Annotated in this window: 19 protein-coding genes; 5 read left to right on the top strand and 14 right to left on the bottom strand. The window is 68.5% G+C overall.

Annotation, left to right across the window (positions count from 1 at the left end; genetic code table 11):
- Positions 1–20: 20 nt before the first annotated feature.
- The 7 genes from ACLJPX_RS17410 to ACLJPX_RS17380 all read right to left on the bottom strand — a co-directional run bounded on the left by ACLJPX_RS17410 (position 21) and on the right by ACLJPX_RS17380 (position 8198).
- On the bottom strand, positions 21–638 hold the full coding sequence (locus ACLJPX_RS17410) for a DUF1524 domain-containing protein (protein WP_410601328.1): 618 nt from the start codon (positions 636–638) through the stop codon (positions 21–23).
- 711 nt (positions 639–1349) lie between these two features.
- Positions 1350–4031, bottom strand: coding sequence for an NB-ARC domain-containing protein (locus ACLJPX_RS17405; RefSeq protein WP_410600992.1), 2682 nt, complete (start codon positions 4029–4031; stop codon positions 1350–1352).
- 91 nt (positions 4032–4122) lie between these two features.
- A complete protein-coding gene (locus ACLJPX_RS17400; RefSeq protein WP_410600991.1) occupies positions 4123–4536 on the bottom strand; it encodes a hypothetical protein in 414 nt (137 codons plus the stop codon).
- A 45-nt stretch (positions 4537–4581) separates the two neighbouring features.
- Positions 4582–5217: a TetR family transcriptional regulator gene (locus tag ACLJPX_RS17395; protein ID WP_410600990.1), complete on the bottom strand. Its 636-nt coding sequence runs from the start codon at positions 5215–5217 to the stop codon at positions 4582–4584.
- A gap of 178 nt (positions 5218–5395) precedes the next feature.
- Entirely contained in the window at positions 5396–6604 is a 1209-nt protein-coding gene (locus ACLJPX_RS17390; protein WP_410600989.1) for an NAD(P)/FAD-dependent oxidoreductase, read from the bottom strand.
- A gap of 2 nt (positions 6605–6606) precedes the next feature.
- Positions 6607–6801 carry a ferredoxin gene (locus ACLJPX_RS17385; RefSeq protein ID WP_007029462.1) on the bottom strand — a complete coding sequence of 65 codons (195 nt, stop codon included), beginning with the start codon at positions 6799–6801 and terminating at the stop codon, positions 6607–6609.
- Positions 6798–8198 (bottom strand): fatty acid desaturase, encoded by a 1401-nt coding sequence (locus tag ACLJPX_RS17380; RefSeq protein WP_410600988.1) that lies wholly within the window; start codon positions 8196–8198, stop codon positions 6798–6800. Before ACLJPX_RS17380 ends, ACLJPX_RS17385 begins: the two co-directional genes overlap by 4 nt.
- A 192-nt stretch (positions 8199–8390) precedes the next feature.
- Here ACLJPX_RS17380 and ACLJPX_RS17375 point away from each other — a divergent pair, with 192 nt between their 5' ends.
- The 4 genes from ACLJPX_RS17375 to ACLJPX_RS17360 all read left to right on the top strand — a co-directional run bounded on the left by ACLJPX_RS17375 (position 8391) and on the right by ACLJPX_RS17360 (position 12390).
- Positions 8391–9404, top strand: a complete 1014-nt coding sequence (locus tag ACLJPX_RS17375) for a hypothetical protein (RefSeq protein WP_410600987.1) — start codon at positions 8391–8393, stop codon at positions 9402–9404.
- A 99-nt stretch (positions 9405–9503) separates the two neighbouring features.
- A complete protein-coding gene (locus ACLJPX_RS17370) occupies positions 9504–10400 on the top strand; it encodes a hypothetical protein (protein ID WP_410600986.1) in 897 nt (298 codons plus the stop codon).
- Positions 10397–10852 (top strand): ester cyclase, encoded by a 456-nt coding sequence (locus tag ACLJPX_RS17365; RefSeq protein ID WP_101608195.1) that lies wholly within the window; start codon positions 10397–10399, stop codon positions 10850–10852. The genes ACLJPX_RS17370 and ACLJPX_RS17365 overlap by 4 nt, the downstream gene beginning before the upstream one ends.
- A 98-nt stretch (positions 10853–10950) precedes the next feature.
- Positions 10951–12390 (top strand): alpha/beta fold hydrolase, encoded by a 1440-nt coding sequence (locus ACLJPX_RS17360; RefSeq protein WP_410600985.1) that lies wholly within the window; start codon positions 10951–10953, stop codon positions 12388–12390.
- An 8-nt stretch (positions 12391–12398) separates the two neighbouring features.
- Here ACLJPX_RS17360 and ACLJPX_RS17355 read toward each other — a convergent pair whose 3' ends face one another.
- The 6 genes from ACLJPX_RS17355 to ACLJPX_RS17330 all read right to left on the bottom strand — a co-directional run bounded on the left by ACLJPX_RS17355 (position 12399) and on the right by ACLJPX_RS17330 (position 18447).
- A complete protein-coding gene (locus tag ACLJPX_RS17355; protein WP_410600984.1) occupies positions 12399–12590 on the bottom strand; it encodes a hypothetical protein in 192 nt (63 codons plus the stop codon).
- A gap of 151 nt (positions 12591–12741) precedes the next feature.
- Entirely contained in the window at positions 12742–13497 is a 756-nt protein-coding gene (locus tag ACLJPX_RS17350) for a ZIP family metal transporter (RefSeq protein ID WP_410600983.1), read from the bottom strand.
- An 85-nt stretch (positions 13498–13582) separates the two neighbouring features.
- A complete protein-coding gene (katG, locus tag ACLJPX_RS17345; protein ID WP_410600982.1) occupies positions 13583–15817 on the bottom strand; it encodes a catalase/peroxidase HPI in 2235 nt (744 codons plus the stop codon).
- Positions 15818–15851: 34 nt separating this feature from the next.
- A complete protein-coding gene (locus ACLJPX_RS17340) occupies positions 15852–16298 on the bottom strand; it encodes a Fur family transcriptional regulator (protein WP_410600981.1) in 447 nt (148 codons plus the stop codon).
- A 133-nt stretch (positions 16299–16431) separates the two neighbouring features.
- Complete coding sequence (gene hpaB / locus ACLJPX_RS17335) at positions 16432–17889, bottom strand: 4-hydroxyphenylacetate 3-monooxygenase, oxygenase component (RefSeq protein WP_410600980.1); 1458 nt, start codon at positions 17887–17889, stop codon at positions 16432–16434.
- A 27-nt stretch (positions 17890–17916) separates the two neighbouring features.
- A complete protein-coding gene (locus ACLJPX_RS17330; RefSeq protein ID WP_410600979.1) occupies positions 17917–18447 on the bottom strand; it encodes a flavin reductase family protein in 531 nt (176 codons plus the stop codon).
- Positions 18448–18517: 70 nt separating this feature from the next.
- On the opposite strand from ACLJPX_RS17330, the gene ACLJPX_RS17325 reads away from it, so the two are divergent.
- The gene (locus ACLJPX_RS17325) at positions 18518–19207 is read left to right on the top strand and encodes an IclR family transcriptional regulator (protein ID WP_101608208.1); all 690 of its coding nucleotides are present in this window, start codon (positions 18518–18520) and stop codon (positions 19205–19207) included.
- A gap of 17 nt (positions 19208–19224) precedes the next feature.
- On the opposite strand, the gene ACLJPX_RS17320 is transcribed toward ACLJPX_RS17325, so the two are convergent.
- A complete protein-coding gene (locus ACLJPX_RS17320; RefSeq protein ID WP_410600978.1) occupies positions 19225–20598 on the bottom strand; it encodes an MFS transporter in 1374 nt (457 codons plus the stop codon).
- Positions 20599–20680 lie beyond the last annotated feature (82 nt).

Raw genomic sequence — 20680 nt, 5'->3', positions numbered from 1 at the left:
CGGGATTTCAGGGCGGGGTGTCAGCACCGGTCGAGCATGCTCGACAGCGCGGTCCGTTCCGGGACGGTGATCGTCAGCCCATAGGCGTGTTTGACCACGATCCAGTCCGTGGCATAGGTGCACCAGAACGCGACAAGCGGCGGCTTCCACGCCTCCGGCGCCTTGTCACCCTTCTGCTGGTTGAGGTTGTCGGTGACCACCCGCAACTGCGGCAAGGTCAGCTCGTTGGCGAACTGCTCGCGCCGGGCCTGATCCCAGGACTTCGCACCACTCGCCCAAGCCTGAGCCAACGGCACCACGTGGTCGATATCCACCTCGGAAGCCTTCCGCCACGTCTCCCCGTCATAGACGCTTCGCCAGGTCCCGGACACCGCGGCGCACTCCGCGTTGACCTCGACATTCACCCCGTCCCGTTTCAACAGCTCCTCGCGGACGTTGCAGGCGCCGGACACGGTCTTCCAGTGCGGAAACTTCGCCCGGTCGTAACCATCGAGAACCCCGCGGACCGCGACCGACAGCTCACCCAGACGCTTACGCGCCTCGGTGACAGGGATCGTCGGCGCCTTCTCGGCAGCCGTGCCGCTCGTACCCGGATTGACAGAGTCAGCGCGCGGAACCGCGCAACCCGCCACCAGCATCGACACGCCGGCCACGACGCACGCCACGGCATGACCGACACGCCCACTCCCGCCAGCCACCGTGCGCACCTCATCATCGACTGTCACGCCTCTTCCGACCTGACCAGTCAACCGGGACGCACAGTCCCGCGTGACCGGCGAACAGCCCAACTTCCCACCGATGACCCGACACGACTTCCGGACATCCGGATCCGCCTCGCCAGGCGACACCCCGCGGCGTCGCGGATCAGGACCGGCCGACGAGAGCAGACCGCACCCAGGCGGGTCGTGAGTGGCAATGCGGGTTCTATTGAGGGGTAAGTCAAAAGTGGCGGACCGAGCCTCTGAGAGGTGGCCTTCGCGGCACGGTTCTGGACCGGTCGGCGGGCGCCAATCGTTCCTCAAGTGTCCGCGGGGGCACTCTCCGACAGCTGGATGTCTGGTTGATGGCTGAATGTGCGGTTTTGAGGGGGTCGTGAGTGATAAAGAGGGTTAGAACGCGCATTGCCACTCACGACCCCGCTTACAAAGGTGTCCTCTGTGGACGATCAGGATGCGGTCGGCTCTCGTCGGACGGCCAGATCCGCGACACTGGAGGCTCGTCGCGACCCGCCCGCGAACTCGAACTTGTAGCCAGCGAAGGGATCCTTCGCCACAGAGGCTCGGCCGCGCCACCCTTGACTTACCCCTCAACAAGGACCTGGTGCCGTTCCCGATGATCGACGCGGGGTGTCAGAACGGGGTCAGTGCGTCGTGGAGACGTTGGCGGATTTCTGTGGCTTCGCTGGTGCGGCCGTTTTCGTCGTAGACGGCGGCGGCTTCCTTCCAGCAGGTGACGGCTTCGCTGGTGTGGCCGAGTTCGTGGAGGCAGCTCGCCAGGACTTCCAGCGGGTCGGCGATGGTGGTGCTGCGGTTGACGGGTGTGCTGTGCCCGAGGGCGATCGCGTCCCGGCATAGCGCGATCGCGGTCTCGGGGTCTCCCAGCCGGCGCCAGGCTCGTGCCATGTCCATGTGTGTCAGCGCAAATGCTTCGCCGGCGGGGTCTCCGGCTTGGCGGCGAAGGTACAGGCCACGCTCGGCGTGCTCGAGCGCGAGCTGACTGTCGCCGAGGCTGAGATGGGCGGTGCTGAGACTGCCCTCTATCACCGCCTCGATGCGTCCGGTGTCGATGCCCTTGCTCAACGGCAGGGCAAGTTCGAGCAGGCGCACCGCCTCTTCGAACTGGCCCTGCCGCAGCGAGAGCAGGCCATGGCCATTGAGTCCGAATACCTGAAGTCGGGTGTCGTCGAGTTGCCGGGCCAACGTGACCGCGCGGTCGAAATCGGCGTAGGACTGGTCCCACCAGCCCAGTTTGCTGGTCGTCTCCCCACGGCTGAGCAAGAGATGTGCTTCTTGGGTGCGGTTGCCGATTCGCTTCGCGGCGGCGATCCCGACACCGTGGGCGTCAATCCATTCGTGAGCGCTGCCGGTGGAGCAGAGGAACCGGCAGGCTTGAGCGAGGGGAATGGTGTGATGGTCGAGCCGATGCTTCGCGGCGTACTGGAGTCCGGCCAGAATGTTGGTGCGTTCGGAGATGAGCCAGGCCCATGCCTCGTCGAGGTCCGCGATCGGGTGCGGGTGGTCGGGTTCCGCCACGACCGCCGGCATCTCCGGGAACACGTGGTAAAGATGGTGGTCAGCGATGCGAGCCGTGTGCGTGTAGAAGGTCAGCATGGATTCCAGCGCACGGTCACGGTCTTCATCGGCGTCGTGCCGGCGGGCTAGATCGGCGGCATACGCACGCAGCAGGTCGTGGAACCGGTACCGGCCGCCGGCGACGGGCTCGATCAGGTGCGCGCCAGCCAGCGCGACGAGCAGCGGACGGGTGTCCGCGGGCGGCAACTCGGCGAGCGCGGCGGCGGCGGGAACGGACAGATCCGGTCCGGGATGCAGGCCGAGGCGCCGGAACAGCCGCGCCTGGTCGGGCGGAAGTCGCCGGTAGGACCAGTCGAACACCGCCCGGACAGCGGCTCGCTCGTCACCGAACTCGCTGAGGACATCGAGTCGGGTACGGTCGTCCGCCAGTTCGGCGACGACGTCAGCGACCGTGAGATGCGGGTGGGCGGCGGCGCGGCCGGCCGCGACCCGCAGCGCCAATGGCAGCCGTGCGCACAACCGGACCAGTTGGCGGACCGCGGCCAGTTCGGCGGCTGCTCGCTCGACACCGAGGATGCCGATGACCAGGTCGAGTGCTTCGGGCGTGGTGAGCAGGTCGAGGGTGAGGCGGTGGGCGGCGTCGGTGACGACGAGGCCGGTGAGACTGTCGCGGCTGGTGATCACCACCATGCACCCCGCGGTGCCGGGCAGGAGAGGCCGGGCCTGCTCGGCGCTGGAGGCGTTGTCCAGCACGATCAGCGTGCGTTTGCCCGCGAGCATCGATCGCAGCAGCGCCGCCTGGGCGTCGAGGTCTGCGGGGATCGCGCCGGCCGTGACACCCAAGGCCCGCATGAATCCGCTGAGGGCTTCGCCGGAGGTGACTGGAGTTCCGGGGCCGTAGCCACGCAGGTCGACGTAGAGAGTGCCGTCGGGGAATCGGTGCTGGATCCGATGGGCCCAGTGCAGCGCGAGGGTGGTCTTGCCTATCCCGCCCGCGCCGTCGACCGCGGTGATCACCACCGACCGCGGTCGCTCGCCGTACTGATCGGGGTCGGGTGGGATCAGCGCGTCGAGCGCGGCCAGATGCGCGGCCCGGCCGGTGAAATCCCGCACCGACCCGGGGAGCTGGCGGGGCACCATCCTGTCCGAACCCGCGCGCGGACGCCCCGTCGATGCTGGAGCCGGACCGGGCGGATAGGGATGATCGGGCAGCGTGACCCACCCGGTGGTGGCGGTTTCCTTGACCTCGACCGGCACCTGCCGCCAAGTCGAGGGCGCGACGGCGGGAGTGTGACGGACGACGTCGTCGAACAGCCAATCCGACACGATCACCGCCAGCACCCCGGGCGACGCGGCGAGCGCGCTCTTCAGCGATGCCGCGTCACACAACCGGAACGCCAATGTCAGCGACGACGACGTGACACCGTGCTCGTCATAACCGACTTCCCCGGCGTGGAAGGCGATCCGCAACCGGATCCGCTGTGGTTCGGGATGAGTGTCGTTGTGCACCCGCAGCCGTGTCACCAGCGCCGGCAGCGCCGCCTCCACGAACCTCGCCTTGTCCGCCTCGCCCGGCACCAGCGCGAACACCGCGTCCCCGCGATCCTCCCGGTAGCACTCGGTCCAGGCGATCCCAGCCGCGGCGAAAGCCGCCTCCATCACCCCGTAGAGACCATCGCGCACCGCCCGCTGATGCAGTCCAGTCCGCCGCCGATCCCCGAACCCCTCCACATCGGCCACCACGATCAAGTGATGCCGCGAACCCCACCCCTCCGACATCGCCGCACCCTCCCTACGCCCGCCGAACAAAACCCGCCTCGACAACAGTCCCAAGAACACGGCCCACCGACAGGATCGCGACCGGTTCCGGTCATGCCATCGCCAATCCAGCACGGCTGCTGCGAATCACGGCACAGATCACGGCGCCGGGCCAGGTTCTCGGCGCTGGGGTTCGAGCGCGGCCCGCTACCGTGACTCGGGTGGAGTTCGTCGTGATCTTCGGACCGCCCGCCGTCGGCAAGAAGCTGTGCGAACTCACCGGGTTCAAGCTGTTCCACAACCACATGGCCGTCGAGCCGGTGCGACGCGGTTCGTCGAGCTGTACGCGGATCTCGACGAGCGGCTCAGGCGCAATTCCACCGAGCTCCGCCTCGATCGCAAGCCCAGCAAGCGTGATCCCGAGTTCTCGCGCGTCAACCTTCTCGAACTCGACCGCGACTACGTCGTGAATACCGGCGGAACCCGCCGGGTGCACGCCCAGGGCTTGATCGAGCGGCACGATCACCTGCGTATCGACAACACCCACTTGAGCCCGGCCGAGGCCGCGGCCCTAATCCTGCGAAAGATGCCGCAGTGACCGGGTCGTGCTCGTGCCGAGGACCCGCGAGGCCATCCACGCCAGCGCGTCGGCCGTGCGCGCGGGAGTGTCCGACGGCTGCATGATGTGGCTCAGCACCGTCCGGACCACGACGTCGATCGCGACGTCGAGCTGTTCGGCGTCCAGCGGCGGGCCGTAGTCGCGCACGCGGCCGCGCAGCATGATCGTCGCTTCGCCCAGCAGGCTGCCTGCTCGGACGGTCAGCAGCGGCAGCAACTCGGTGTCGGCGCCGTGCGTGGCCGAGACGATGGCACGCAGCAGGAGGTTGTCGTCGGCGAGTTCGAGGACGCCTCGGACGGCGTCGTGGATCGCCTCGACGAGGTCGTCGGGATGCCGCTCGAAGGCGTCCTGCACGACCGAAAGGAACCTCGCGAGCTCGTGCGAGATCATCGCTTCGGCCAGCTGGGTCTTCGAGCCGAGCTCGTTGTAGACGGTCTGACGGCTGACGCCGACGATCTCCGCGAGTTTGCTCATCGTCACCGAGGCCCAGCCGGAACGCACGGTCAGCTCGATCGCCGACGCGACGATCGGCTGCCGGTACGGGCCACCCGTGGCCGCGGCTGAGGGTGCCTCGCTCATGATCGTCATTCTAAGCTGTGCCTTTCGAAGCGCGCTTTCGGCTTTCCGCAGCCGGGCCGCGGCATCCGCTGTCCACTCACCCGGCCGTGTCGGCGGCCCGCCTCCGCAAACCCGAGGCCTCCGGCCGAAAAGAGACGCGCGCGCGTGTCCTCACCCCAGTCGCCGACCTCACTTCGATTGACACCTTCTAAGCCGCCGTCGAGGCAGCGAACGCCAGCGCCTCGGCCCACGGTGTCCGCCCGGCGACGTGGCGGCGGTACTTCATGATCTCGCGCGGCCGGTCGACGGTCAGCGCGCCGACGATCCGGTCCCCGCGCCGGTACAGCGCGGTGAACCCGCCGGAGGCCGGGACGGCGGTCACCACTTCGTCCGCGCGCGGGGTGCCGACGAACTGGATCCGGTGGTCGTACCAGTCCGACCAGAAGTACGGTACCGGCGCCAGCGCACGCGCCGACTCCGGCGAGAGCGCGTGACGGGCGGCCGCGGCTCCCTGCTCCGCGGCGTTCGTCCAGTGTTCGAGCCGCATCAAGTCGCCGTCGAACAGCGGGTTCTCGGCGTGCGCGACGTCCCCGGCGGCGTACACGCCGGGCACACCGGTCGCGAGCGTGGCATCGCACACCACGCCGCCGTCGAGCTCGTGCAGCGGCACTCCGCTCCCGGTCAGCCAGCCGGTGGCCGGGACGACGCCGATGCCGGCCACCACCAGGTCCGCGGGCAGCACCTCGCCGGTCGCGAGCCGGACGCCGGTCACCGCGCCGTCGTCGGATTCCAGGCCGGTGACCTTGGTGGACAGCCGCATTTCCGTGCCGGCCTCCCGGTGCAGCGAGGCGCACATCGCACCGGCTTCGGCCCCGACGGATCGGGTGAGCGGGACGTCGAGCGCCTCGACGATCGTCGACGGCAGTCCCCGCTTCCTGGCCGCGGCGGCGACCTCCGAGCCGATGAAACCCGCCCCGATCACGACAGTGCGCGCCCCGCGATCGAGCGCCGCCCGGACGGCCAGGGCGTCCTCGGCGGTCCTCAGGGTGTGGACCCCGGCGATTCCCTCGCTCCCGGGCAGCCGCCGCGCGGTGGCGCCGGTCGCGATCACCAGCGCGTCATAAGGCACGGTCCAGCCGTCCACCGCCACCTCGCGCGCGGTGGTGTCGAGACCGTCCGCGGCCGCGCCGAGCACCAGTTCGACGCCGAGTTCGTCACGCAGCGCGGACACGCTGTGGAACGGATCGATCCGCCCGGGGCCCTCCGCGTCGAGGAAGGCCTTCGACAGCGGAAGCCGGTCGTACGGCGGGTGATCTTCCGCGCCGATCAGCACGATCCGCCCGCGGTACCCGTCCCGGCGCGCCGCCTCCACCGCGCGCAGACCGGCCAGCGAGGCTCCCACGACGACCAGTGTCATGGTCAGTCCCGCAGTTTCAAGGCCAGCACCGGACAAGCGTCGACGGCGGCCGACAGATCCTGCCGGTGTTCCTCGCCGGGCCGCTCGTCGAGCACCACGACCGTGCCGTCGTCACCGACCTCGAAGAAGTCGGGCGCCATCGCCTCGCACATGCCCAGCCCGTCGCATTTCGCGCGGTCCGCCTCGATCTTCATCATGCTCCGACCCTTCCCGGTGCCACGAAGTCGACCTTCTCCCGCACCCCGCAGTCCGGGCAGCACCACGAATCCGGGATCGCCGACCACGGGGTTCCGGCAGGGAAACCCTCACGCGGGTCGCCGAGTTTCTCGTCGTAGACATAGCCGCAGCCCGGGCACATCCCGCCTTCGGACGCGTCGCCGTGCGTGTCGGAGACGACCCGGGACGGCGCGGTGACGCGGGTTCCGTAGCGCGCCAGGATCTTGCCCCGTTTCGACGGCTGGATGTTGGCGCGCGAGATGTCGCCGTCGAAATGCGCGAGCACCCGCGGATCCATCACGCGACGCCAGACCGGCGGGAACAGCGCCAGCACGATCATCCCGGCGTAACCCGTCGGCAGGACGGGCGATTCCGCGAAATCGCGCAAGGTCTGGTAGCGCCGCGTCGGGTTGGCGTGGTGATCGCTGTGCCGCTGCAGGTGGTAGAGCAGGACGTTGGTGGCGATGTTGTTGGAGTTCCAGCTGTGGCTGGGATCCACCCGTTCGTAGCGCCGTCGGTTCGGCGGGCCGACCTTCTGCCGCCGCATCCCGTAGTGCTCCATGTAGTTCACGACTTCCAGCAGCGAGAACCCGATCACCGCCTGGATCACCAGGTACGGCAGGATTCCCGGCCCCAGCCACACGGTCAGCGCCGCCCACAGCACCGCCGACATCAGCCAGGCGTTCAGCACGTCGTTGCCGATCCGGAACGGGTGCCGGTCACGCCGGGCGTATCGCTTGCGCTCCAGGCCCCACGCGGATTTCAGCGAGCCGAACACCGTGCGCGGCCAGAAGCGGTAGAAGCTCTCCCCCACCCGGCTGCTGGCCGGGTCCTCCGGGGTCGCCACCCGGACATGGTGGCCGCGGTTGTGCTCGATGTAGAAGTGGCCGTAGAAGCTCTGTGCCAGCGCGATCTTCGACAGCCAGCGCTCGTGACTTTCTTTCTTGTGCCCGAGTTCGTGCGCGGTGTTGATGCCGATGCCGCCGATGCAGCCGATCGAGATCGCCAGCCCGATCTTGTCCACAACGGACAGATCGCCGCGCGAGATCAGCCAGAACGCGGCCACGAAACCCGCGTACTGGATGGGCAGGAACGCGAAGGTGATCCAGCGGTAGTAGCGGTCCTTCTCCAGCCGTTCGATGACGTCGTCCGGCGGGTTGTCGCGGTCGAGCCCGGCGATCAGGTCGATCAGCGGCACGACCACCAGGATCACGATCGGCCCGATCCAGAACCACACGCCCCATCCGGTCGCCGCGTACAGCCCGATGGCGAGGAACGCGAGCGAGGGGACCACCAGGCCGATCAGCCACAGGTATCGCTTGCGGTCGGTCCACCGCTCGGTCGAGCCCTCCGGGATCGTGCCCGTCATCTCGCTCATCGCACCCTCCTCCGTTGGCTGGGTTTACAAAACTGTAGGTGATGTACACCCGGTTTGACAAGTAGTCACTATTTGTAAACCCGCCGTTGCTTCATTTCGTGGGAGTTTGGCGATATCTTGTATTTGTTAGGAAACTTACTTAACTTGTGTCGACACGCCGCGATCCACTTCGTCCGCCCCGAAGGAGCGCGAATGCCCCGATCACCTCGCCGGATCCGCCCCGCTGCCGTGGCCACCGTCGCCGCGGTCCTGCTGGTCCTGCCCGCCACCACCGCCACCGCGAGCACCGCCGCGAACAGCCCTTGGCCAGGCGGTTCCGCCGTCATGAACGTCGACGATTCGGACGTCCTCGGCGGCAATATGAGCGGCTTGTCCTTCCAAGGCGCCGACGTCCTGTGGGCGGTGAAGAACGGTCCCGGCACGCTGTACCGCCTCGTGCGCAACGGCTCGACGTGGCGGCCGGACACCGCCAACGGCTGGTCGTCCGGCAAGGCCCTGCGCTACCGCAACGGCAAGGGCGACCCCGACGCCGAGGCCGTCGTGGCCACCCCGGACGGCGTGGTCGCGGCCACCGAACGCGACGGCGACAACAGCAAGAAGAGCGCGCTGAAGGTGCTCCGGTACGACGTCTCCGGCTCGGCCAAGACCCTCACCGCCAAGGCCGAATGGGATCTGACGGCGGATCTGCCGAAGGTCTCGGCCAACGACGGTCTCGAAGCCGTGTCGTGGATCCCGGACAGCGCCCTCACCGCGAAGGGGTTCGTGGACGAGCGCACGAAGGCGCCGTACAACCCGGCCACCTACCCCGGTCACGGCACCGGCCTCTACCTCGTCGGTCTCGAGAGCAACGGGATGATCTACGCCTACGCCCTCGACCAGGCGGGCGGGAAGTACACCCGCGTCGCGAGTTTCGCGAGCGGCCTCGACTCGATCATGGAACTCGAGTACGAAGCTTCGAACGGCAAGCTCTGGGCGGTCTGCGACGACAACTGCAGCGGGAACTCGACCACGCTCTCGGTCGGCCCGCAGGGCAAGTTCGCCGTGACCGACACCTTCAACCGGCCGAGCGCGATGCCGGACTACAACAACGAAGGCTTCGCCATCTCGCCGACCTGCGAACGCGGGGGCAAGCAGGTGGTCTGGGCCGACGACGGGAACGAAGGGGGCCACGCGCTCCGCGCCGGCAGCCTTTACTGCGGCGCCTGAATCCGGCCGCGTTTCCGGCGCGGATCCCCGGGTCCGCGCCGGAACTCCTGCATCGATTCCAGCATTCGTCCCGCCCCGCTCCTGAACTAGTTTGTCGGCATGAAATTCGCCTCCCTCGCCATTCTTCCGGCTTTGACCATCCCGCTCCTCCTCCCTTCGACAGCGTCGGCGGGCGACGGCTGGGAATCCATCGGCACCGGGATGACCTCCGGCGCCAGCGGTGTCGCCGTCCTCGACAGGGACGGCGATCGGATCGACGCGCTCGTGCTGCGGGACAACAAGAAACCCGGAGAGAACCGGGCGGTCCGGGTACGTCTCGACCACGGCCGGGTGTCCAAGGTGGACCCGATCGACTGGCCGGGCGAACTCCCCGTCGACCTGGAAGCGGCCGAAGCGGTACCAGGAAAGGCCGGTGAATTCATCGCGCTGGCCAGCGGTGGCAAGGGCTTTCATTTCAAGCTGAACGACCGGCGCTTGAAAGTGCTCGGCACCTTCCAGGTCCCGAAGGGCGACCCGGAAGACAATTACGAGAGTTTCGCGCTGAAGAAGGTGAATGACCGCTTGTTCGCGGTCTGGGCGGATCGCGGCCAGGACGCCCGCCCGGCCACGCTCCACTCGGCGGAGTTCTCGGTGTCGAAGCCGGCTTTCAAGAACCCGAGGTCGGTCCCGTTCCGCGTCGCCTACCCCACCACCGACGTCCGGCACGCCTCCGACGTCGAGATCACCTCGGACGGCCGCGTCCTGATCTCGGCAGCCTCCGATCCCGGCGACGAAGGCCCGTTCGATTCGGCCGTGTACGCGGCGGGGGTGCTCCGTGCCGACGGTTCGATCGCCCTCTCCCCCGTTCCGGTGAGGATCGGCGACTTCCCCGGTCACAAGATCGAGGCCATGACATGCCTCTCGCGCTCGTGCGGCAGTCTGCTCTACGGGACCGACGACGAAGCCGCGGGCGGTAGTCTGCGGATCGCGACCAGGAACGACCCGGAGGACCAGTGATCAGCGAAGACCTGCGCGAGCGGCGCCACAAGATCATCGAAGAGCACATGGACACCGAGGTGACCCAGGAGTTCGACCGCACGCTGGGCACCTTCAACGGCCACCCGCACTACGAGATCATGGCGACCGGGCAGATCTTCGACGGCGACGAGGAGGTCATGGGGTACTACCGCATGACCCGCACGGCGTTCCCGGACCAGCGGCACGAAAACGTCCGTTACCACTTCGCCGACGAGTCGGTCATCGTCGAGTTCGACCTGCTCGGCACCAACCTCGGCGAGTTCTACGGCCGTCCACCCACCGGCAAGGCGTTCCGCGTCCCGATCATCGCGGTGTTCTTCTTCGACGGGGACCGGATCACCAACGAGCGCGTCTACTTCGACGCCGCCAGCCTGATCACCCAGGCCGGGCACGCCGAACTGCTGACCTTGCTGGCGTCGGGTGACGTCTGACCGGCGGCCGGTGATCATCGGCCGATCGGCCGATGTGGATGGCCGGGGCACGCGGCGAGGCTGACGAAGTCCCGCCGTCGAGCCTTGGAGAACCGCCCATGCCCCGCAACCGGGTCGCGATCGTGCTGCTCGCGACGACGATGGCCGCGCTGGCGGCGCCGGCGCTCGCCTCGGCGTCACCCGCACCGCTGGAGTGGAAGCTCTGCAAGGACGTGGCCGGGGGCTGGGAGCCCGCGGACGATCAGCGCACCGAATGCGCGATGGTGACCGTCCCGGTCGACTACGCGAAACCGGACGGCCGGAAGATCGACATCGCGGTCTCGAGGCGGAAGGCGACCGATCCGGCCCGGCGGCGAGGTGTCGTCCTGCTGAATCCCGGCGGCCCCGGCCAGTCCGGGATCCACGAGCCGAGGTGGCTCACCGACAGCAAGGCGGCCGGGATCGGCGCCGACCACGACCTGATCGGGTTCGATCCGCGCGGTGTCGACTACAGCGCCGACGTCGCCTGTCCGTCGCTTCCCGGTGACGACGCCGAGCCGCCGTCCTCCTTGCCGGACAAGGAAAAAGCCAGATTCGTCTTCGAACGGGACGCAAAGGTGAACCAGCGTTGTGTCGCGGGCGATCCCGAGTTCGTCCGCAACCTGACCACCGAGAACGTCGCGCGCGACATGGACCGGATCCGGGAAGCCCTGGGTGAGGCGAAGATCGGCTTCTACGGTGTTTCCTGGGGCACCGCGCTCGGCGCCGCCTACCGCACCGGATTCGACTCCCGGGTGGACCGGATGCTGCTGGACTCGGTCATGGCACCGACCCTCGACGTCGGCGCGATGGACGACGCGATGGTCGCGGCGGGCGAGGTCACGGCCCGGGAGTTCGCCGGCTGGATCGCCCGCTACGACGCCGTCTACCACTTCGGGCGCACCCAGCCCGCGGTGCTCGACGCGCTGCTGAAGCTCCGAGAGGTGCACGGCGAGACCGTGACGAACTACCTCGCCGGTCCGCGCCGCGACTGGGCGAACTCCGCCAAGGCGCTCGCCGCCCTGCGTGACGGCACCGCGCCCGCGGCCGGCCCCGCGGCCGAGCGCGGTGCCGGATTCGGCTGGGACACGAAACCGAACGGCGCCAACACCTTCCAGCAGACGGCGATCCTCTGCAACGCCTCCGAGGGCCCTCGCGACTTCGAGACGATCTGGCAGCGGCGGCTCGACCGGATCCGCGCGTACCCGGCCGTCGCCTCCCCCGGGTTCTGGGACGGCCGGTGCGCGGGCTGGCCGTTGCCGGTCCAGCCGTGGAACTTCGCCGGAGGAACGAGTCCGCTGCAACTCGTCGGGCACGTCTACGAACCGGTGACACCGATCGGCTGGGCACTGGCCATGCGCGAGCGGATCGGCGGAGCCCTGCTCACCGTCGAGGACGATCACCACGGTTCGCTGTCCTCGCTCCCCTGTGCGAGCAAGGCCGTCGAGTTCTTCTCCACCGGCACGGCGGGCGACGGGTCCTGCGCCGGAGCGCCGATCCCGCCGCCGTCCGGCCGTTGATCAGCGGATCACCTGGCTTCGGCCATGGGTGGGATGACACAACAGGCTCCGGTGAAGCAGCCGAAGGTGTCCGCCTTCGCCTTGTTGGTCCAGTTGTCGAAGCGGTCGATCACGAGGTCGACCCCACTGCCCGCCTTCGCGGTGTCGATCCCGAAGCCGGTCAAAAGAAGACGGAGGTTTTCGGAGGTTTCGTTCTTCATGGGACTCGCTCCAGGCGTTCAGTGTTTCGTCGGCAGCGAAATCTTCCGTCACCAAGGCCTTCGCATCCAGAGCCATCCGTCATTCCGGCGTCGTGCTTTTCGACTACGCCGAACGCGCCACGGTGGTTCACACCATCGGGCTCACCCTCGCTCAGCCCTCGATGCGCGAAAGGCCGAACGCGGTGAGGAAGCCCGCGACCGTGATCAGCCCGGTCCACAGATGCGCGTCGTCGAAGGCCTCCGGGATCATCGTGTCGGCGATCATGGCGAGGATCGCGCCGCCCGCGAGCGCGGTGATCACGGCCAGGACGGTGCCGGACGCGCCGCCGAGAACGCCGTAGCCGAGCAGTGCCGCCACGCCGCTGATCACGGCGATACCGCTCCAGAGCGTGAAGACATAGCGCGGGCTCCGGCCCGCCCGTTTCATCCCGGCGGCGCTGGACAGTCCTTCCGGGACATTACTGATGAACACGGCCGCCACGGTCACGACGCTGACACTCCCGCCGCCGAGCAGGCTGGTGCCGATCACCATCGATTCGGGCACGCCGTCCAGCAGGGCGCCGAGCGCGATGGCCGTACCGGAGCCCGCCTGTTCCTTCTCGGACGTCTGCTGGTCACCCGAACGTTTGCGATGACGGGCGCCCCGCCGGGCGAGCGCGATGTTGGCGAGGGTGTAGATCAGCGAACCGCCCAGAGCGCCGAGCGCGGTCGGCAGGAAGCCGCCCTTTTCGTGCGCCTCGGCGATCAGTTCGAACGAGACGGCGGAGATCAGCACGCCGCTGCCGAAGGCCATCACGCTCGCCACGGCCTTGCCCGGGATCCGGACCAGGAAACCGACCATCGCCCCGAGCAGCAACGCCGACCCGGCCAGCAGGCCCCAGCCGCCCGCCGCCAGCAGATCCCCCACGTCCGTCTCCCTTCGTCCGGCGGAAACACAGCGGGCCGGCCGCGAAACGCGGCCGGCCCGGTGTCAAGCCAGGTTCAGGCTCGGATCATGCCACGTCGTACCGGTCGAGGTTCATGACCTTGTCCCACGCCGCCACGAAGTCGCGGACGAACTTCTCCTTGGCGTCGTCGCTGGCGTAGACCTCCGCCACCGCGCGAAGCTCGGAGTTCGAACCGAACACGAGGTCGGCACGGGTACCGGTCCACTTGACCTCGCCGGTCGCGAGGTCGCGGCCTTCGAAGGTCTCCGCGTCACCGGACGCGGCGGTCCACTGAACGCCCATGTCGAGCAGGTTCGCGAAGAAGTCGTTGGTCAGCGACCCCGGCTTCTCCGTGAGCACGCCGTGCTTCGACTCCTGGGTGTTGGCGCCGAGCACACGCAGGCCGCCGACGAGGACGGTCAGCTCGGGCGCGCTCAGGTCCAGCAGGTTCGCGCGGTCGATGAGCAGGTACTCCGTCGGGAGACGGTGGCCCTTGCCGCGGTGGTTGCGGAAGCCGTCGATGGTCGGCTCCAGCGCGGCGAACGACTCGACGTCGGTCTGCTCCTGCGTCGCGTCGGTGCGGCCGGGGGTGAACGGCACCGTGACGTCGTGACCGCCGTCCTTGGCCGCCTTCTCGACGGCCGCGACGCCACCGAGCACGATCAGGTCGGCCAACGAGACCTTCTTGCCGCCGGTCTGGGCGCCGTTGAACGCCTCCTGAACGCCTTCCAGCGTCCGCAGCACCTGGGCCAGCGTCTGCGGGTCGTTGACCTCCCAGTCGCGCTGCGGCTCGAGGCGGATGCGGGCACCGTTGGCGCCACCGCGCTTGTCGCTCGCGCGGAAGGTCGAAGCCGACGCCCACGCGGTGGAGACCAGCTGCGAGACCGACAGGCCCGAGGCGAGCAGCTTCTCCTTGAGGGAGGCGATGTCCGCGTCGTCGATCAGCTCGTGATCGACGGCGGGCACCGGGTCCTGCCAGATCAGCGTCTCCTGCGGCACCAGCGGGCCGAGGTAGCGCTGGATCGGGCCCATGTCGCGGTGGGTCAGCTTGTACCAGGCGCGGGCGAAGGCGTCCGCGAACTGGTCCGGGTTGTCCAGGAAGCGGCGCGAGATCTGCTCGTAGACCGGGTCGACCCGCAGCGACAGGTCGGTGGTGAGCATCGTCGGCGGGCGCGTGAGCTCGCCGGACTCGGGGTCGGGCACGGTGTTCGCGCCGGCGCCGTCCTTCGGCTGCCACTGGTGGGCACCGGCGGGGCTCTTGGTCAGCTCCCACTCGTAGCCGAAGAGGTTCTGGAAGAAGCCGTGGCTCCACTGGGTCGGCGTGGAGGTCCAGGTGGTTTCGAGACCACTGGTGATGGCGTCGCGGCCCTTGCCGCTGCCGAAGGAGTTCTTCCAGCCGAGGCCCTGCTCCTCGATCGAAGCGCCCTCGGGCTCGGCACCGACGTGCTCGTCGGGGTTCGCCGCGCCGTGTGCCTTGCCGAAGGTGTGGCCGCCCGCGATCAGCGCGACGGTCTCCTCGTCGTTCATCGCCATGCGGCGGAAGGTCTCGCGGATGTCGCGGGCCGCGGCCAGCGGGTCCGGGTTGCCGTTCGGGCCTTCCGGGTTCACGTAGATGAGACCCATCTGCACGGCGGCCAGCGGGCCCTCGAGCTCGCGGTCACCGGTGTAACGCTCGTCGCCGAGCCACGTGCGCTCGGGACCCCAGTACACGTCCTCGTCCGGCTCCCAGACGTCGGCGCGGCCACCGGCGAAGCCGAAGGTCTTGAAGCCCATGGTCTCCAGGGCGCGGTTGCCGGTGAAGATCATCAGGTCGGCCCACGAGATCTTGCGGCCGTACTTCTTCTTGACCGGCCACAGCAGCCGGCGGGCCTTGTCCAGGTTGCCGTTGTCCGGCCAGCTGTTGAGCGGGGCGAAGCGCTGCATGCCCGCGCCCGCGCCACCGCGGCCGTCCTCGATGCGGTACGTGCCCGCGCTGTGCCACGCCATGCGGATCATGAGGCCGCCGTAGTGGCCGAAGTCCGCGGGCCACCAGTCCTGCGAAGTGGTGAGGACGGCGTCGACGTCCTTGGCGAGTTCGTCGAGGTCGACGGTCTTGAACGCGGCGGCGTAGTCGAACCCGGCGTCCATCGGGTCGGAAGCCGCAGTGTGCTTCCGGAGGATCTTCAGGTTGAGCTGATTCGGCCACCAGTCACGGTTTCCCGCCCCTTCGGTGGGGTGGTTGCGGCGCCCCGCCGAGACGGGGCAGCCGCCCGCGCTCTCTTCGTTCATTTCGCCGACGACGGCGTCCGGGCTGTCAGACACGGGAATCCTTCCGGGAATTCAGAGCTTGCAGGGCTCAGGAACGGGGTTCGATCGCGCGGGTTTCGCTGGCACAGTCGGGACACAGGCCCCAGTAGATGACCTCGGCCTCTTCGATCACGAAGCCGTGGTCGTCCGACGCGCTCAAACAGGGTGCGGGACCGACGGCGCAATCGACGTCGGCGATGACACCACATGATCGACACACGACGTGGTGGTGGTTGTCCCCGACACGGGACTCATAGCGTGCTACGGACCCGGACGGCTGGATTCGCCGGACGAGACCCGCGGCGGTCAGTGCCCGCAACACGTCGTAAATGGCCTGGTGAGAGACCTCACCGAGCTCCGCGCGCACGACACCGATGATCGAGTCGGTGTCGGCGTGCGGATGGTCACGTACCGCTGTCAGCACGGCCACCCGAGGGCGCGTCACGCGCAGGGAGGCCCCGCGCAGCATCCGCTCGAACTCCGGGGTCGTGGGCACGGGCGCAGTCTGGCCCATTTTCTGGAATGAATCAAGTTCGCAGATCCCGGGCGTGTCCGCGTCCCGTCGCCCACCTCTCGCAAGTCGTCCTCTGGTTGCGATGGATGCGCGTGCAACTACCGCAACCAGTCCTCTAGTTGTCGCGTGCCAGCAGCTCCCGCACCCGCTCCTGCAGCGCCTCCCTCGGGTACGCGTTCACCTGGGCTCCCGCCATCCGCACCGGGTCGCCGAAGAAGAAGTACTCGTACAACGACTCCCGCCCGGCGAAGCTCGAGACCGACGCGTCGAACGCGAGCTTGAACAGTCGCGCGCGGTCCTTGGCGGGCAGGGTGGCCGACTGCAGGTAGGTGTCGATGTCCGGGCGGCCCTCCGCATCGAAGTCCGATTCACCCGGTAGTGCCATCAGGCCGGACGCCGAGAACTTGCGGATGATCTCGGTCAGCCGCGGCGAGACCTTGGTGGGGTACCAGTTCCGGGCGGCGTTGAGGACTTCCCACTTGGGCAGGAAGACGCCGTCCTCGCTCACCGCGCCGTCGGCCTCGGCCGCGCGCAGCACGGCCTTCTCGATCTCGACGTAGGAGATCAGCTCCGAGAGGTCCTGCTGGATGTGCTGGAACCCGCCGATGCCGATCGCGGCGGCGATCTCGCTGGCGAGGCCGAGGTAGAACTCGGTCTTGGCCAGCGTGCGGGTGACGACCTGGTGGGTCATCAGCGCGCCCGCGCCGGTCTCGGCGTACCAGGCGTTGCACAGTTCCGGGTGCCCGAGCAGGAAGACCCGGTCGTTCGGGACGAACACGTCGTCGAACACGACGACCGCGTCCATCTCCTCGAACCGGGACGCGAGCGGCTCGTCGAAGTGCGAGCGGCCGTGGTGGAGTCCGGCGCGGCAGAAGTACTTCAGCCCGGGCGCGTCGTTCGGGACGGCGAAGGCGTAGGAGTACGGGGCGTCCTCGGGGGTGCCGCGCAGGACGGTGGACGGGAACACGAGGAGTTCGTCGGCGATCGGGGCGATGGTGGCGAGCATCCGGGCGCCGCGGACGACGATGCCGTCCTCCCGCTCCTCGACCACCTTCGCCGAAAGGTTTCCGCCGCCCTGCTGACTCCCGGACACCGAGCGGTTGACCTGCGGCGGGATCAGCGTGTGCGTCGCGAGAAGATCGTTCTCGCGCGCCATCTCGTAGTACTTCTCGATGCGCTCGCCGAAGACGGGGTCGGCCTGGGAGAAGAACTTCTTCGCGGTCGAAAGCGCGGTGAGCGACGAGTTCATGTAGTCGCCGGTGCGGCCGAGGAAACCGTTGGAGTACTGAGCCCACACGGAAAACGCGGCACGGCGGCGCTTGAGGTCCTCCTCGGTCCGCGGCACCAGGAACGAGGTGCCGACCCGCTCCCCCGTGGTCGGCGACTCGTAGGTGAGGACGTCGCGGTGCGCCGGGTCGTGCTGGAGGTCGAACAGCTTCGCGTAGGTCAGCGCGTTGTTCCGGAACGCGGCGTGTTCGGCGACCTTCGAGGTCACCTTCTCGCCGTCGACGTACAGCTCCGGCGTCATCGCGTTGAGCTTGTCGAGGTACTGCTGTCCGGTGCGGGCTCCCATGTCGTGCTCCTTCTCGGGACGTCGTTGTCAGAACAGGGATTCGTGGCCTTGCGCGGATTCGTGGATGGTCGAGAACCGCCCGTCGACGAAGCCGAGCGCGTCGCCGGAGCGGTAGTCGAACTCCCGCACTTCACCGAGGAAGAGGGTGTGGTCGCCGCCGTCGTAGGCGGCCCACGGCGTGCAGTCGAACCAGCTGAGGACGCCGGCGAGCCGCGGTGCGTTCCCGCCTTCGACCCAAACCGGCGCGCCTTCGGCACTCGGGCGGCCGGCGAAGTTCATCGCGAGCGCCTCTTGTTCCGCGCCGAGGACGTTGACCGCGAACGGGCGGCCTTCGAGCAGGTCGTGGCTCTTCACGGTGCGCTGGATGGAAACGAGCACGAGCGGCGGATCCATCGAGACGGCGGTGAAGGAGTTCACCGTCAGGCCGTGCCGTTTCGTCACGGCGTCGAAGGTCACCACCGCGACCCCCGTCGCGAAGCGGCCGAGACAGCCTCGAAAGAACTGCGCGGGAGGCCGATAGAGATTCGACCCCGGCGAAAAACTGGTCTCGCGTGACATCATGGGCAACCCTGCCGATTCTGTTCTATAATCGAACAGCCAGTTCAACTATCGAAATGGATCGTATACGATGGTTTCGGACTCCCGCAAGACCGCGAGCTCGTCCCAAACGCTCAGCCGCGGCATCCGCGTCCTCGAAGTCCTTGCCGACGCGCAGGAAGCGCTCAGCGTCGATCAAATCGCCGAACGGCTCGGCGTCCACCGGTCGATCGCGTACCGGCTCATCCGCACGCTCGAGGACCACGGGCTCCTCACCCGGGAGCCCGCTGGGAAGTACGAACTCGGCGCGCGGCTGGCCGCGCTCGCGGCGGGGATCAAACACGATCTCCAAGCCGCGGCTCTGCCCGAGCTGACGGCGGTCGCGAACGAGCTCGGCATGACGTGTTTCGTGGCGGTGATGGACCGCGAAGAGTGCGTGACCCTGGTCAGCGTGGAACCCCGGCACGCTGTCGCGTCCGTCGCGCAGCGCCCGGGGTCCAGGCATCCGTTCACCGTCGGCGCCCCCGGCCGGGCGATCCTTTCCCAGCTCCCATCGGAGGATTGGCCGGAGGAAATACGGGAAGTGGCCGCCCGCGGCTACGCGGACAGCCATGGCGAAGTGATCGAGAACCTCAGCGCGGTCGCGGTGCCGCTCCCCCTGCGCGGTCACGACCCGGCGGCGCTCGCGGTCGTCTACCTGTCCAGCGCGCGCACCCCCGCCGAGCTCGCGGAGCGGCTCAAGGCGGCGGCGAAGGCCGTCCGTGACGCTCTTGGCGGGTGAGCGTCACGGACGACTGATCACTTGCCGAAGCGAAGCGGGCTCACCGCCTGCTCGGCTTCGTGGTCCGGCCCGAGCGGAATCCCCGACCGGTCACGCAGCAGCAACGTGGCGATGAGACCGACGACAGTCATTCCCGCCAGGTAGAGGGCCACGGACATCGACGTCCCGGTCGCCCCGACCAGCGCGGTGGCGATCGTCGGCGCGAACGCGCCGCCGAGGATCGCGCCGAGCGCGTAGGAGATGGAGACACCGGAGAACCGGATAGACGCGGGGAACAGTTCCGCGTAGAACGCGGCCTGCTGGCCGTAGGTGAAGCCGAGACCGATGCTGAGAATGATCAGGCCCAGTGCCAGCAGCACGACGTTCCCGCTGTCCACCAAGGGAAAGAGCACCGCGACGCCGCCGAGCTGCGCGATCCAGCCCACCACGTAGGTACGCCGCCTGCCGATCCGGTCGGAGACCGCGCCCGCCGCCCACGTGGAAAGCAGCCAGGTCGCCGCCGACGCGGTCACCGCCCACAGCACCGGACCGCGGTCGAGTCCGATCGGCCCCTTCGGGTTGGTCGCGTAGTTCTGGATGTAGCCGCCGGTGGTCATGTAGCCGACGGCGTTGTTGCCCGCGAACACCAGCGCGGCCACCAGGACGAGTACCGAATGCTTGCGGAACAGCTGCACGATCGGGGTCCGGGTCCGTTCACGGCGTTCGGCGATCTCCCGGAAGACCGGACTCTCCTCGACGCGGCGCCGGACGTAGTGACCGACCAGGATCAGCCCGACGCTGAGCAGGAACGGGATCCGCCAGCCCCAGTCGAGGAACGCCTGCCCGGGAACGAGCAGGCTGGTCAGCGCCAGGACGCCGGAGGCAAGCAGGAGGCCGAGCGGGACACCGATCTGCGGCGAGGCGCCGAAGAGTCCCCGCCGGTTCGGCGGGGCGTGCTCGACGGCCATCAGCACGGCGCCGCCCCACTCACCGCCCGCCGAAACTCCCTGCAGGATCCGCAGCAGGATCAGCAGGACCGGCGCGAGCACACCGATCTGGTCGAACGTCGGGAGCACGCCGATCAACGTGGTCGCGGCGCCCATCAGGATCAGGGTCAGCACCAGGACCACGCGGCGGCCGTACTTGTCGCCGAAGTGCCCGGCGAGGAAAGCGCCGAGCGGGCGGAACAGGAAGCTCACGCCCACGGTGGCGAAGGAGACGAGGGTGCTGTTCGCCCCGAGACCGGAGAAGAACAGCTTTCCGAAGACGAGACCGGCCGCGGACGCGTAAACGAAGAAGTCGTACCACTCCACGGTGGTGCCGACGACGGTCGCGAACGCGACCCGGCGCCGGTTGGAGGGCGGTGAGGCGGTCCGGCCGGAGGTGCGCTCATCCTGCGCTGGATTCGACACTTTGGCTCCTTTGACGTAGGCCTGACGCGAGTGGCGGCCCGCTGGGATCCCGGGCGAGGCGAAGGCCACTCGGTGACCGCCT

The sequence above is a fragment of the Amycolatopsis sp. lyj-90 genome (assembly GCF_046549035.1).
In the GTDB taxonomy this organism is placed as follows: domain Bacteria; phylum Actinomycetota; class Actinomycetes; order Mycobacteriales; family Pseudonocardiaceae; genus Amycolatopsis.
This window is presented reverse-complemented; position numbering and strand designations above follow the sequence as displayed.